Annotated in this window: 10 protein-coding genes and 1 pseudogene; 6 read left to right on the top strand and 5 right to left on the bottom strand. The window is 53.2% G+C overall.

Annotated elements, in window-relative coordinates:
• The first annotated feature begins 31 nt into the window (after positions 1-31).
• From OLTU_RS17490 to OLTU_RS17480, 3 genes and pseudogenes are all read left to right on the top strand, one after another.
• Complete coding sequence (locus OLTU_RS17490; RefSeq protein WP_141734050.1) at positions 32-520, top strand: DUF1772 domain-containing protein; 489 nt, start codon at positions 32-34, stop codon at positions 518-520.
• 232 nt (positions 521-752) lie between these two features.
• Positions 753-1,154, top strand: a pseudogene (locus OLTU_RS17485) (hypothetical protein); the annotation flags it as partial.
• A 64-nt stretch (positions 1,155-1,218) separates the two neighbouring features.
• Entirely contained in the window at positions 1,219-4,071 is a 2,853-nt protein-coding gene (locus tag OLTU_RS17480; RefSeq protein ID WP_176736725.1) for a 7TM diverse intracellular signaling domain-containing protein, read from the top strand.
• A gap of 20 nt (positions 4,072-4,091) precedes the next feature.
• On the opposite strand, the gene OLTU_RS17475 is transcribed toward OLTU_RS17480, so the two are convergent.
• The 3 genes from OLTU_RS17475 to OLTU_RS17465 all read right to left on the bottom strand — a co-directional run bounded on the left by OLTU_RS17475 (position 4,092) and on the right by OLTU_RS17465 (position 6,909).
• Entirely contained in the window at positions 4,092-4,586 is a 495-nt protein-coding gene (locus tag OLTU_RS17475; protein WP_176736724.1) for a DUF1579 family protein, read from the bottom strand.
• Between the two features lie 75 nt (positions 4,587-4,661).
• The gene (locus OLTU_RS17470) at positions 4,662-6,026 is read right to left on the bottom strand and encodes an adenylate/guanylate cyclase domain-containing protein (RefSeq protein WP_141734046.1); all 1,365 of its coding nucleotides are present in this window, start codon (positions 6,024-6,026) and stop codon (positions 4,662-4,664) included.
• A 463-nt stretch (positions 6,027-6,489) separates the two neighbouring features.
• Complete coding sequence (locus OLTU_RS17465) at positions 6,490-6,909, bottom strand: Spy/CpxP family protein refolding chaperone (protein ID WP_176736723.1); 420 nt, start codon at positions 6,907-6,909, stop codon at positions 6,490-6,492.
• A 146-nt stretch (positions 6,910-7,055) separates the two neighbouring features.
• On the opposite strand from OLTU_RS17465, the gene OLTU_RS17460 reads away from it, so the two are divergent.
• Positions 7,056-7,736 carry a response regulator gene (locus OLTU_RS17460; protein ID WP_141734044.1) on the top strand — a complete coding sequence of 227 codons (681 nt, stop codon included), beginning with the start codon at positions 7,056-7,058 and terminating at the stop codon, positions 7,734-7,736.
• Complete coding sequence (locus OLTU_RS17455) at positions 7,733-8,995, top strand: ATP-binding protein (RefSeq protein ID WP_141734043.1); 1,263 nt, start codon at positions 7,733-7,735, stop codon at positions 8,993-8,995. The genes OLTU_RS17460 and OLTU_RS17455 overlap by 4 nt, the downstream gene beginning before the upstream one ends.
• A 65-nt stretch (positions 8,996-9,060) precedes the next feature.
• Here the strand turns inward: OLTU_RS17455 and OLTU_RS17450 are convergent, their stop codons facing one another.
• Positions 9,061-11,910: a hypothetical protein gene (locus OLTU_RS17450; RefSeq protein ID WP_218110097.1), complete on the bottom strand. Its 2,850-nt coding sequence runs from the start codon at positions 11,908-11,910 to the stop codon at positions 9,061-9,063.
• 252 nt (positions 11,911-12,162) lie between these two features.
• Here OLTU_RS17450 and OLTU_RS17445 point away from each other — a divergent pair, with 252 nt between their 5' ends.
• Positions 12,163-12,909 (top strand): hypothetical protein, encoded by a 747-nt coding sequence (locus tag OLTU_RS17445; protein WP_141734041.1) that lies wholly within the window; start codon positions 12,163-12,165, stop codon positions 12,907-12,909.
• A gap of 131 nt (positions 12,910-13,040) precedes the next feature.
• Here OLTU_RS17445 and OLTU_RS17440 read toward each other — a convergent pair whose 3' ends face one another.
• Positions 13,041-14,591, bottom strand: a complete 1,551-nt coding sequence (locus OLTU_RS17440; protein ID WP_141734040.1) for a FecR family protein — start codon at positions 14,589-14,591, stop codon at positions 13,041-13,043.
• Between the last annotated feature and the right edge of the window lie 168 nt (positions 14,592-14,759).

The raw sequence follows: 14,759 nt of genomic DNA, 5'->3' as shown, positions 1-14,759 counted from the left end.
AATTCATTCCACCCCACGATGAGGTGGCTCGATGTCGCATAAAACAATATGGTTCCTCAGCCTGCTCTTCGCCGTACTGTCTCTGGTTCCAGCCATGGCCCATCTGCTGGAAATGCCCAACAAGTTACAACTCAGTCGTGACGAGTACATGACGGTGCAACAGATCTATCGAGGCTGGGCTTTGGTCGGAGTCTTTATCTTCGGAGCGCTCCTATCGCTCCTGGCCCTCAGCCTCGCTGTTCGCAAACGTACCAGTTCGTTCCGCCTGGTTTTCACCGCCTTCCTATGCATCGTCGCGACGCAGGTTATCTTTTGGACATTCACCTTTCCCATGAATCAGCTCACCGGGAACTGGACGATCGTGCCTCAGGATTGGATTCATGCCCGCAACCAGTGGGAATATTCGCACGCTATCAGTGCCGTACTCAACATCGCTGCTGTCGTCGTCCTGATTCTGGCGATCATTAAACATGGATCCGCACAGGACAGGTCGGAAAAAGATGCGGCAGGCAGCCCGTGACTTATGATCGGCTGCCGTTCGCAGGGCGGGTCTAACAAAACTTCACAGTCGCTTCACATGGACTTCAGGTTGACTCCATAGGGGTGTTCTATTCTAACTCCAAGTGAATTTTGAGGAGATTTTCCTGTTCGTGAAAGGGCCTCCTGCTATAGCTTGCACCCGTTGAAACCGATAAGAATAATAATTTGAATTTGCCGTTCTACCACATATCAAACCAGGAGGAACAATGAAAGCGCAGAGGACCACGTATCGAATCGCCGTCGGCGTCGCGCTCGCGACAGCATTCATCCTTATCTGGCTGAGCCTCGGCGTCGGCATCATTGGAAGAGATGGTGATCCTGCAAACATAATGTACTTCGGGGTGCTAGCCGTCGGGATTATGGGCGCTCTCATTGCGCGCTTTCGACCAGCTGGGATGGCCCGCGCGCTCTTCGCTACGGCGCTCGCTCAGACGTTGGTCGCCGTGGTCGCACTTGCCGCCGGGTTGGGCCGCCCTTGGAGCGGACCGCTGGAGCTTTCAATCCTGAACGGGATCTTCATTGCACTCTTTCTCGCATCGGCCTGGTTGTTTCACCGTTCTGCGAAGACCCAGGTAAGTTCTTCCCCTTTCTGTCCGTCTTCTGGAAGTCGATAATAGGGGCAGAATGTGGAATGACTCTCACCAAATACAAAAATTCTCTCTTCGAAAATCGAAGAGGATGCTTCCGCTGCTGGCGTTCGCCATCGGCTTTATATTCTGCTGCCTTCAAGCCCAGGCTGAGGAATCCCGGAATACTGTGACAGCGGTGCAGGGCACGCTGCATCTGGAACCCCGGGATTTCGAGAACCAAAACCTGATAGCTCTCGATGGTGAATGGGAGTTCCACTGGGAGTCCCTCCACAGCCCCGAGGACTTTGCCACCGGCCGCGTCAGCGAACCGGCTTATTTTCGCGTTCCGGAGCTATGGAATGACCACAGCATCGGCGGCAAGGCTCTCTCCGGTTCAGGGTATGCAACCTATCGCCTGAAGATCACACTTCCAGTGTCTTACCCTCAAGCTCTGGCTCTGCACATACCCGAAATGGGGACAGCCTATCGACTGTTCATCAACGGGAGCGAAGCGGCGTCGACGGGCCAGGTGGGGCGGGATGCGGCCTCGTCCCGCCCCGGCCGTCGCCAATCCATTGCGAAGATTCCCTTCGGGGTCCATGAAGTCGAGCTGATTTTCCAGGTTTCGAATTTTCATCATATGACCGGCGGTACCTGGAACAGCATCGTTCTGGGATCAGAAGCCGACCTCCTGCGCAGGCAGAAACTTGCCATCGGAACCGACGCTTTCATTATCGGCGGTCTTCTGTTCATGGCCCTCTACCACCTCATGATCTTCCTATTCCGACGTGGCAATCGCTCTCCTTTGCTCTTCGCCGTTTTTTGCTTTGCCGTCGCCGCCCGAAGCATACAGTCAGGCGAGGGACAGCTCGGATTTATCCTGTGGCCGAATTTTAGCTGGGAGCTGTCCTATAAACTGCACTATCTCGGATGGCTGATCGCGACGCCGGCGTTGAGCTATTTCTGGGCGCTCCTCTATCCGAAGGAATCCATCCGGATTTATATCATAGCCAACTTCCTCTTCGGTCTTTGTACGAGCCTGATCGTCCTCTTCACCGAAGCCAGGATTTTTTCGCAGACCTATCCGATCTTCACCTGGCTGACCTTCGTGCTGCTCGCTTTCGGCCTTCACGTCACCATCCTCTCCGCTGTGCGAAAGAGGGAGGGAGCCCTTGTCAACCTGATCGGCGTGACCATCCTGATCGCCGCCGGCATGCATGATGCTCTCTATTCGCTTGGGCTCTTCAGTACCACGACCAGCCTGATGCACATCGGGCTCTATGGTTATGCGTTTTCGCAGGCGACCATTATCGCCAAGCGTTTCTCAGGAGCCTTCCGACGAGCTGAAACAGCCGAGGCTGCCGTGCGTAAGCTCAATGCCGGTCTCGAAGAGGTCGTGGAAGAGAAAACCCTTCACATTAAGTCCATCATGGAGAACATCAAGCTGGGCATCTTCACGATCCTGCCCGAAGGCAAGAGGATCCATCCTGACTATTCCCAGCATCTCAAGGAAGTTTTTGAAGTCGACAGCCCCATGCAGTCGAATGCAGTCGATATTCTCTTCCGCTACAGCGACCTTTCCTCCGACGCCAAAAATCAGGCCGAGGCCGCCCTGGACGCCTGTCTTGGGGAAGCCCAGTTCACGTTTTCCCTGAACCGCCATTGTCTTCCATCCATCATGAGAGTCAATCTACCAAGCCAGCGACAGAAAACCATTGAGATGGACTGGAATCCTATCTGCGACCAGGAGGTCGTCAAGGAAGTGCTTGTGACGGCCAGAGATGTGACGGAACTGAGAAAGCTCGAACTCGAAGCGGAAAAACATCGAAAGGACATGGAAATCATCGGCGAAATCCTTGAGATTCCGCACGATAGCTTTGCACGCTTCATCGACCTTGGCGAGCGTTTCATCGAAGAGAACCGAGGGCTGATCCGCAAAATCGATGCACAAAACCATATTGAAGTGATCCGAATTCTCTTCATCAATATGCATACTTTGAAAGGGGCGGCGCGGTCCTATGGCTTCCGGAATATGAGCCACATCCTGCATGACGCCGAGGCTTATTATGCCCTGCTTCAGAAAACAGGTGCCGCACCTGACCCGATGAAGCTCAACGATGATCTGAACAGGGTGGAAGCCATCCTTGAAACCTACAATGCGATCAGCACTCAGAAAATTGGGCGCAAGCCTTTGGCCGTGACAAAGCTTGAGATCGACCGTGCGAAAGCACGTGATGCCATGCTTCGCCTGGATACTCTCATCCAGCAGAATCTGACTGACGAAGCCCGGCATGCCGTCGCCGATATTGAGCGAACCTTTCATGAGATGTTTTACAAACCTGCCGCCCTGGTTCTGGACGACCTTCTCAAGCCTGTCGCCTCCCTGGCTCGCATGCTGAAAAAAGCGCGGCCTCATATCAGTGTGGAAGACCCCGGATTTGGATTGAATCAGGAAGGTCACGAGCTGCTGGGCAACATTTTCATCCATCTCGTCAGAAATTCGATGGACCACGGCATCGAAACACCGGAGGAACGGAAGAAAAAGGGCAAGGATCCTCAAGGGACACTGCGCATCCAACTGGTTCCGGATGGGGATTCTCTGCTGATTGCCTACTCGGATGACGGAGCGGGTCTGGATCTGAAGAAGCTTAAGGACATTGGTATCGAGCGAGGCCTCCTCACGGACGATGTCTCACTCACGCCGCAGCGGATTAGTGCTCTGATCTTCGATGCGGGAATTTCCACAAGCTCCAGCATCACGGATATTTCCGGTCGCGGGGTGGGCATGAATGCTGTCCAAAAGTATATCGAGAAAGGCGGTGGAAGCATTGCCATTATTCTTCGCGAATCAGCCGCCCCTGGTTCAGGTCATAGGCCCTTCGAATTTCACATTCGCCTTCCTCGCCCATTATGGGCGCCTCCGCTTCGCAGTGAAAAGCCCAGGCAGGCCGCCGCGTCCTGATTCCCGCGCTGGCACCACCATCACCCGAGGCCACTCCTACGTAATGTGCTTTTTACGGCGAGGGCCGCTTCCCCTGACGGAAAAATATTGTATTGATTGATCGACAGAACATGAGCTTCCTGCACTTGAAATTCCGTGCGCCAACCCCATTTTTCATCGCCTCCGTAGTAATGGCCCAAAACCACGAGGCGATCATCGACCCATTCGCCTGCGCAAACCATCGCGGTTGAACCCGTATGAAAGCTGTCCATCCAGTAGCAGGTCGCCTGGGATAGCCTTTGGTCCACGCCGAGGATTCGAATTCCCGCGTGATCCTTGCTGCCGACTCGGCCTGTGTATTCTTCCTGGATGAAGAGTCCGCCCAGAAGGGGAGTGAATTTCGATTTGACGTATCCTGGATGCACAGGAGTGTTCGGCTCGAACCAGGTCTCGGCCGGTCCTTCCCATTCCCCAAGAAACACATTCATCCTCTTTAATATCGTTTCGGCTGGAAGGCTCTTATTACTTTCACTCATATAGGCTCTCATCGTTGTCAGGTTTTCAATTGGGTCTTTTATATATCACGCGGCAGTTGGTTGGAAGAGCTTCTCTTACTGGGCAAGCGGCAATTCGGGAGCAGACTCAGGATAGCGGTCCCGAATGTCGGTACCAAAAGTCTTGCTGTAAAGGTCAAAGAATTCAGCACTCGGCTGAAGTCCGTTGCGATCGACTGAGAGTTCGGCCCGTATTCCCTTCACGAAAAACATCTTCACAAGGCCGACATTCTTTGCATTGATCTCGCCACGCGGCTCCAGTCGGAAAAAATCCTTGACGCGTTCCGCGGTGGATTCGGAGATGTTGATCTCATCGACTTCGCCCGAAGATTCCATACGACTGGCCAGATTCACGGAGTTTCCGAAGACGTCATAGACGTACTTTTTCGCGCCGACGATGCCCGCCATCACCGATCCTGAGTTCATGCCGAGGCGCATTTTCCAGTGAAATCCCTGGCCATTTTCCCGATTGCGCTGGATACGGCTATGGATCACGCCCTGCATCTCCAACGCTGCCAACACCGAATCCACGGCATGGGATTGGGTCTGCTCCGGGATGCCCCCGGCATACATGTAGGAATCGCCGATGGTCTTGAGCTTTTCCAGGCCGTAGCGCTCCATGATGCCATCGAAGATCTGGAAGATCTCATGCAGCTCCTCGATCAGCTGCTCCGGTGCCAGGCTTTCCGAGATCCTCGTGAAGCCAGCGAAGTCCGTGAAGACTATGGTCACCTCATCGTATTTTCTGGGCAGGACGTAGCCGGTCTGTTCCAATTCAACCGCGACGGAGGAGGGGAGGATATTGAGGAGGAGCTTTTCGATGGTCCGCGACTTGTCCCAGCTTCGGTACCTGATTTTGTTGAGGATGTAGACAAGGCTTGCGACCACCACCAGGGTCGATGCCAGATCATTCAAACTGTATTGCAGGGATGCTGTATGCTCGCCGATGCCGACGTAGAGCCAGGCAGCAAAGAGGCTGACGACCGAGGTTGCAACGATGGCGCCATGCAGCCAGACGGGGAACGGAATGATGGGCATCATCATGAGGGCCATGAAATAACCGCCCATGTATTCCGGACTGATTCGGGTCATTCCCGTGATGACGGCGGCGGAGATTTCCACATAGGCAACGATGAAGGCACCGCAGATCAAGGCGCGATAGCGATGACTCATGAACCGATAGGTTATGCCGACTATCAGCGATATCACGGTCAATCCTGCCCTTAGATAGGGCAGGGAGCGAAGCTCGGGAAAGAGTTTGGAATCTGTCACGATATAGGGGAGGAAGATGAATGAGCAAATCAGGACAGCCAGGGGAATCATGCTCGCGCATTGGGCCTCCAGCTCTTCAATATAGGTCGCCCCATGATTGAGCCGATGACGGAAGAGTTTGAGATTTCGGCGCGAGTAGTCGATTAGCATTTGCTGTCATCCAAGGCGATTCTGAGAGGTTGATTAATTTTATCATAATTCTGAAGAGTCGAATAAGGTCATCGATCTGGGTATTTCCTCGGAGTTGGCACGCGACTCTACTTTCTGTTCCAAAACTAACGACAATTCGTCCCAATATCATAATTTTCCTGACTTAACTCCGACCCAAATACTGATGCTCCCTTCCCGAGGGGGAATGCATGGAAGTAATGCGGTTGGTCTTACCCACTGGCGTCGAGAGGATTCCATCTTATGGGAGTCTGCGTTATGAGGGTGAGAAGGTGGGTGCATGGGAGGGTGCATCATCGGGCGGGAGCGGCGGAACCCTCAACGTTACGGTGACTGATGATCCTCGGGTCGGCACTACGATTCGCTGGAAGCGGGGCCTCTCTTCTCAGAGGGCCTCCGCTTTTTTCCACTTGGAGATGTCCGACTCCGGATGTTCTGCGGACTGTCACTCCTTGTGCCATCTCCTGTGGAATTTCTCGATGCAGGCCAACGCCTCCTTCCGTTGCTCCTCGCTCAAGGACGCATGGAAGGCAGCGAATTTCGGGTAGACCGCCTCATAGATGGTATGGAGGCGCGCTGTCCGCTCGGCCATGTGTTTTTCAAAAAAAGCTTTCGATTGCTCGGCATCCAGGGTTGGCCTGTCCAAAAGAGTTATGAGTTCTTCCATAGGCTCCGTCCGGCTTTGCTTCATCTGTTCCCGGATGGCATTGGTCAGGTCTGTGAGCCTGGCTTCCTGATCCTCATTCAGGTCGAGTTCGCTTGAGATTCGGTTCTTGACGAAATCAATGCGGGAATCGCGGTCGCGATGGCAGGCGAAAGCGACAAGTAAAACGGCAGGAATCAGGATTATGAAGAATTTTTTCATACTGTAGCCTCCTAAAAGATTCAAAGCCATCATCGGACATTTTCTGGAAAACTGCTTTTCGAGGCTGTAACCTTTTGTAACATATCGTAACATGGCCTGGTCCGGGCCGACAGAATCCGATACGTTAGGCTGAGAGGGGTGTATCCATGCGTGTTCTTATGATCGACGATGACCTGAAACTAATCAAACTCCTTCAGGATTATTTTCAAACCTTTCAGATCGATCTGAAGGGCGCCGGTGATGCCCGCAGTGGCCTCGCCCTGCTCAGGGCCGAGCAGCCGGATCTGGTGATTCTTGATGTGATGCTTCCCGAGCAGGACGGGTTCAGTATTTGCAAATCCATACGGAACTTCAGCGAGGTTCCGATCATCATGCTGTCCGCACGCGGCGAAACCATGGATCGCATTCTGGGTCTGGAACTCGGCGCGGATGATTATCTGCCGAAGCCCTTTGAGCCTCGTGAACTGGTGACACGCATCCAGGCCATCCTCCGGCGCTCAGGTCCGAGCCGCGGCCAGACGATCCTGCGCTTCGATCGTCTGGAAATACGACTGGCACAACGCGAGGCCTTTCTTGATGGCGAGGCATTGGGTTTGAGTTCGATGGAATTCGACCTGCTCGCTTTGCTGGCCGGAACCCCAACGAGGAAATTCAGCCGGGATGAACTTATGAACCAGCTGCAGGGTTTCGAATCGGAAGTCTATAGCCGTTCGATCGATGTACTGGTGAGTCGATTGCGGGCCAAGCTCAAGGATGATCCGAAACAGCCTCATTTCATCAAATCCGTGCGTGGGCATGGCTACGTTTTTCTGGGAGAGAAACAATGATCCATTTTGCTCTCCATCGATCGATTTTTGTGCGCCTTCTGCTGATCTATGGCAGTACGTTCATTATTCTGACCGGAGGGCTTTTTGCGATTTTCTCCAGGGGTGGTCAGCGCGGGCAGGTGTTCCGTGAGAATATTCTCTATTACACTCAGCTGCTGGCCCAGGACATCGGAACTCCGCCGGATTTGAAAAAAGCCGCTGAGCTGCATCGAAAATTGGGTTTCGACATCGCTATTCAAGGGCCTGATCTTGATTGGGTGTCGCGCCCCGCTTTCGGGGAAAAAGTTCGTCAGGAAGGGTCCGCTGTCCGGCGCAGGCAAGGACCTGGACCCTTTGCGATGCGACATACCATTGTGCGCGTTGAGAGGCCGCCTTACGTTTTCTTCCTGGGCGGTCTTCATGCGGAAGAGGATTTTTCACCGGCGACTTTTTTCGGTGCCCTTCTTCTCATCGGGGGCGTGCTGTCCTTAAGCTTTCTGCTGGTTCGCTATATCCTGCGACCTTTGCGGGCCATGGAATCGACGGCACAGGCCTTCGGTCAGGGGGATTGGAAACGGCGCGTTCCGGTGCATGGGCGTGATGAACTCGCGAGTTTGAGCCAGACCCTAAACGAGATGGCCGATCGCATCGAAGGCTATATCCTCTCCATGCAGAAGCTGCTCCTGGCGATCAGCCATGAATTCCGCTCGCCGCTCACACGGATGAAGGTGGCTTTGGAATTCGTAAGGAATGATAGCATTCGAAGCTCTTTGAACGAGGACATCGTGCTTTTGGATCGTATGACCGAGGCGCTCCTCGAAACCGAAAGGCTTCGTGCCAGACCCGACAGCCTGAAGCGGGAAAACGTCTCCTGGATCGAATTCCTGCGCACGCTCGCGCTCCCTTACCCGGATCTTGTCCTGGAGCTTCCCCCTGAAGAGGCGACAAGACCCGGAAATTTTGATCGGAGCCGGATGACCATCGCGATACGAAACCTGATTGAAAATGCTTTGAGACATGGGGGTGGCAACGTTCACGTGCGATTGCGGCAGAGCGCGCAGGAGACTCATATCGAAGTCCTGGATCGCGGCCCCGGCATTCCTGACGAGCAGCTGGCACATTTGGGTGAACCCTTTTTCCGCGCGGATCCGGCTCGTGTTCAACAGGGAGGATTTGGTCTGGGTCTCAGCCTGGTCTATGCCATTGTTCAGGCGCACCAGGGGCGTGTGGTCGTCGAAAGGCGGGAGGGAGGCGGAACGTGCTTCCGCATATGTCTGTAAGCGAGGGCCTGCGTTTCGCACGAGCCAGGTATTCGCGGCTGGCGGATCGCTCCGCCAGCGGACGATCAATCGAACTGAATCGTAAACACGCCTGGCAGAACGGGACGGCTCACTCGTTCCGCGGTTCCACCTTTCAGCTCGGCCTTGACTGCAGGCAGGGGACCGGCTGCCGACTTGGCGAAGGAATAGACACATTGGAGCTTGTAATTGTCACAGCTCACAGGCTTCGTTTGCAGGACGCTTGCCGTGTCGAGCTTCACGTCAAATAAGTTGCGTGCATTATACAAATAGCTGAAATAGGTGCCGGGGTCGGTTCCAGCTGGAAGCTGATTGAAATGTTCACTGTACTTCAACACCACAGTGAAGGTCTCTGGTGCGCCAGTTACAGGGACAGCACGTACGGTAAGATCCTTCTTAAGGCTCAAACTTGGAATGGCCTGCAGCGTCAGCTGACCCTTGTTCGAGACTTTGTCATCCAGCTGGATTTGATACCTGATTGTCAGCTCCTGGCCGGCGACCAAAGCCTGCTGCAACTGAGCCTTGACCGCAATGGTATCATATACCCAGTTGAAATCCTTTGTTTCCAGCGTGACACCGTCAGCCGTCTCAAAAGTGTATTTCTCATCGCTCGTGGCCGGAAGCTCAAAGTTGATTTCCTTCATCTCAGCAGGGACTTGAATCTTGCTATCAATGGCCAAAAGTTTCGGGTATTCCAAAATGACTCTGGATGGGATGCTTTCCTTGCCATCAGAATCAATCATGCGATAAGTGAATGTATCGCGGAAGGAAGTGGCCTTGATTTTCAATCGGCAGGCGCCTTCTTCACAGGCCACCGTAAAGTCGGTTGCCTGTGGGTCGTCCACGAAGAACCCTTTGACAGCGGAAACACGCATCTTGCTTGCGTCCTCGTCCGCATTGTAACCGCGGGCATCACCTCGGGCGATAACGACTTCGAACTGGCTCGAGCCGGTCTCCTGCAGAGCGTATCGGGTAAGGTTAGGCTTGAATGGAGCAAACTTTTCGCGAATCAGGCGCAGGGTTTTCTTGGGGCTTGCACCGTAAGAATTTTTGAGGACAAGGCCAAGGTCCACATAACCAACGTCTGTGGTGAAACGGCCTTCCACGACGCAGCTGCCCTGGGCATCGCAGTTGATTGTATTGCCATTCGCCAAAGACACTCCAGAGCTGGCGTTGATCGTAACGTCCAGGGTTTGGGCTGGAAATTGGGAATCATAGTCCTGTCCACGATCCAGGCGCACGGAGAAACTATCAACCGAGGCGTTCACTTCCTCACCAAAGCGGCTGATACGTTCATTGGCATCTGTGAACGCGATCGCATCGCGCTTGAAGACGACTTTCTTTTGGAGAATGGCTCCCTGGGATGTCGGGGTCACCAGTTTCAAGCGAAGGGGAACCTCGCTGGTGAAATCATGGGTCCTGGTTACAGTTGCACGGCATACACCTTCTTCGTCGCAGACAAAGGCCTGCGACCGGGTGTTGTCATCAAGAACAGGAGCCTCAGTAAACTTCAGACCATACGCGCTGTCCATGATGACAACCGAGGTCACCTTGGAACCGTCCGCAGTCTGATAGTCGCGACCGGGTTTCAGCTCCAGCGTAAAAGGACCTGTCCGGTCGTCCCAAACCTCGAGGTCTCTCTCGGTATTGGCGGTGTGCGGGACAACTTTAAGGCTCTGCTGGGGACTCTGATAGGTTCCCGAATGAAGCGTATAGTTGAGCATAACAAAAGGTTGGGCGCCCGAGTAATACACGGATAGTTTACAAGTACCAGCAGCGTCACAACTTTTCGGGCCAAACGAGAGATCCGGGATGTAACGCGAGCGATCAATCTCGACGGTCGTCGCAGGGATATCGCCTGCGCTTATGTAATCGGTGCCAGGAACAAAAACGATATCCGTATAAACGTTGTTGCTGACAACCGCTTCCTTCGCAAAAGGCGTAATCTGCGGCGTTATCACGTGCCATTCGACGCGACCTGTTTCCTGCACGGCGCCGACGCGATAGATCATGGAGACTGGCTTAGTCAGATCGAATTGAACATTGTTCGCCAGGCAACCTGTTTCAGAGCATTGAAAGACAGGATGGGCCATGCCCGTCGTAGCCTCGACCTTAATGTAACTTGCAGGTCGATTCCACGATGAGATGTAGTCGATGCCTTGTATGAGGGATGCTGAAGTCTGGCCATCAAAGGTGGCCTTTTTTGAAGGAAGATATTTAACGACTTCTGGAGTCGCCGAAATCCGGTCGGAAGGCATGACCATCTCAGGGATGCTGAATTTAAAGCTGACGGCCGGGTTATAAATTTGCTGCTTGTAGAAGTATTCAATCTCGCAGGCTGTGGTTGTGCAGCTGGCTTTAACGATATTACCACCTTCGCCATAGAGGGCTGTGAGCTCCGGAGCCTTCTCGAGTGCAGCTCCATATTGATCCGCGATGGGAAAGCTGATTTTAACAGTCTCTTTGAAGCGGGGGGTAAACGCGAAATTCGCGGGAATTTTAGGCTGTTGACCTTTGAGGAAAATACGGCCCTGAGTCCAGGCCTCGCCCTGTTCATCTTCCAGATGATATAAGATCGCTGCAGGACTCGAATCGGTCTTCTCTTTTTGCTTATACTCGATGGTGCAAATACCATCGTCACAAGCGGCTTTGGTCACGTCCACAAGATAGGCCTGCTCGATGGTCACGCGGACAGGCTTGCGATCGGACTGGTAAACGAAGTTCTGCTTGAAGCGGGAGTCTGCCGCTGGCGTCAGCGCAAGAGTCTGGACGATATCAACGCCACCTCTCACGTCACCGCTGGGACTTACGATAATCGGGCGCTTGGACTTTTTCTTGTGATTACATGCGGTTACGGTCATGAAGGCCGCCATGACGGCAATAACGGCCAAGGGCATGTTTACTATGTTCTTTGTCATCATGAGGCCTCAAATAAAATGACAATCTCAACGGGCACAATGCCGCGAGGGTCAGACGCGGCCGGGCGGAGAATATTGCAGGTGGTGCTCTATATCTAAGATGAGTTGTCCTAAATGGCATGAAATAGATGCAGCAGAGTACAGTGGCTCTGCACCACCAGGAATTAAGCCTCCCTTGACAGGGGTGGCTTTGCGCCTTAGAAAAGCGTTTTGAAGCTGAGAGGGGAGAGCATGGATATGACGAAAAAGGCGCTGGCTGGTCTGATATTGCTACAAAGTTTGGTCTGGTCTTGTGGTGAGAAGTCGCCCGATTCCCAATATAAGCCCAGTCCTGAGCCTCTTGATTTAGGAATATGGTCCTTGGGATCGCCGCTACCCCAGTGGTATCTCAAGAGTGGCCGATATGAGAGCGGATGCCTGATGGAGCCTTCGCCGTTCGATGAGGAACCATTCAATCGTCCGACTTACAAGAAAACACGCCTGATTTTCGAGGGAACGGCGCTGTCCCGTGAAATCACTTACTTTAAAGATTCCGGCTGCGTCGATCCCGATCATATGCATGGGCAGGCGGCGACCGTGAGCATAGCCTACAGGTCGGCTCCCGACGAAACGGGGGCGAGCTATATCGTGTACGACGCTTATGAGAAGCCTCGGGTGTCAAAGGTCCAAGTCTATTTGAATACCGACGACGCGAGCTTTTTGAATGAGCATGGCATTTGCCGCAAGACCTGGATCCCGGATAGCATGAACGATGTGATGGAACTGGATCAAGCAGGCTGTGAGGCTGATGTCGAACGGTTTGAAAGCGGCACAGCGGAGCGGATGCAGGGCATGTTTCTGCTCATGCGCCTGGACCCGATTCGACTGGATTCGGGCTTCTCCCTGGTCGCTCGGGAGCGTCCGGATGGATTGGGCGTTAAGGCAGGTAGCGGACTTCTGATCAAGCATCCCGAGCTACTCTTCACTCCTGTTCATTAACATCAATTTGGGGCGGTCTGAGAACTGTGTAATAATTGAAGCGCAAGGAGGCAAGATCAGGCATCCTGAGATTCAACCTGGAGCCGTCCCCATGCAGGGGGACATCGGTCATCAGGGTCGATCACGCCCCGCTATCGGGTATTCCAACCCAGACCGATAGTTCCATAAGAAAAGGAACCTGTTGATTTATAATCTTCGGCTATGTCCTTGGCCTCCACACTGGCAAAACTTGAGCCCAGGCCATAGCGAAGAAAGAGCTCCAGGCCCCCTGCAAAGTTCACAGCCATCCCCAGTTCTGCAATGGGAATAGGATCCAGGGCGATTGTATAAGTTCGATTGACATTGCTTGGCAGGTCTTCGTACTGAATGGATAACTTCTGAATGTTTATCAGGCCGCCACCGAGCGACAGAGCCAGCCGCTTCCAAAGGACCACGCGTCCCCCCAAACCGAGGGCGAGATGAGAATATGAATTCAGGGGTTGCGGCGGACCCTGCCCCAGGAAGTTAGCCATATTTTTCGTATCTGCAACGCCACTGGAAATGGCGAGATACGAATACATATAGGTCCAGGGCCGGATTTCCAGCTCAAGCGCCACGGATCGGCCTTTGAAGGAATATTTTTCATTGAATGCATTGTGGATATCAGCGTATCCAAGGCGAATGGAAAAAACGTTGTCAAGTGGGTCCTCCTGAGTAACCTGAGGCGTTTCCTGCTTCCAGTTTTCCTCCATGAGTTTGCGTTCCGACTCCAGATAGAAACCCTCCTCGATTTCGCCGTCCGTGATATTGGCAAAATCCATCTTTTCCATGATGGCTTCGATATCGGGCAACAGGTCGGCAAAGAAGTCCAATTCCTCCTCGCGGGCTGGAGTCGCTTCAAAACGTGCCGCCGTTTCCAAATAGTCTTTGGTCTTTTCAACTCCCAGCAAACGAATCAAATTAGCCCGATCCTGCGGGGTCACGGCTTCCCAGGCTTCGGTTTTTTGACCAGCTGCGAGCTCGATAGGCATCTCTTCCGTTTGCATACGACGCAAGGTTGTCAGCCGGCTCAGTTCCCGGTAGTTTCGATTCCGGTATTGCTCAAGCGACTGCGAGTACAACTGCTGACTTTCTTTTGAGACCCGGCGCATGGAGATGTTGGCATCAAGGTTCAGCGCCTGGCTCATTTTCCCTTTCACAGCAAAGAGGAGATCCGCTCTCTTAAGGTCCGTTTCCAGGGAAGATGAGCGGACGGTAAAGCCGTTAAAATTCAGACCAGGATTGACTTTGATCCGCATTTTCCCAGCTATGATATGGACTGAGGGATAGGCAGCCTGGGTCTGGAGCAGCTGCATGAAATTGGGCACGAGCTGAATCACCGATTTTTCCGAGAGAGTGATCTCATGAAAGGATTGAATCCTGATTTGTGCTGATGCATTCGCCCCGGTACTCATCAGGTCACCATATTGAAGCGGAAACTGCTGCGTGGCAGGATAGGCCTCCCAGTACCAACCTTGATAGAACGAAACCTGGTGGACTTTTGAGTTCACCCGATGATCGAATTCCGGAGATTTTTGCTTGACGGGGTTTCTCAGGACAGCGACTTCGCCGCGAAAGGTAAGGAGGACACCCAGCGGCTCCTTAGCGGCAGCATAGGCCGTTAATTCAGCAAGAATCAGGAATAAAAATACGAGGATGAACATGATGAATCCAGATTTGATGTCAATCAAATAGCCTATAAACAAGTATAATTTTTTTGGATTATTTTGAATAGATCCAAATTCTTGTATCTGCTAAAGCTGGCTTTTTACTCTCAACCGAGTTCTGGATCGTTGGGGAAGCCCTAAGGCAAGAGGAAGGCGGCCCCGCAG

Origin of the sequence: Oligoflexus tunisiensis (genome assembly GCF_001748245.1) — a bacterium.
Taxonomy (GTDB): Bacteria; Bdellovibrionota_B; Oligoflexia; order Oligoflexales; family Oligoflexaceae; genus Oligoflexus; species Oligoflexus tunisiensis.
The sequence above is the reverse complement of the archived record's forward strand: the minus strand, read 5'-3'. Positions and strand labels throughout refer to the sequence as shown.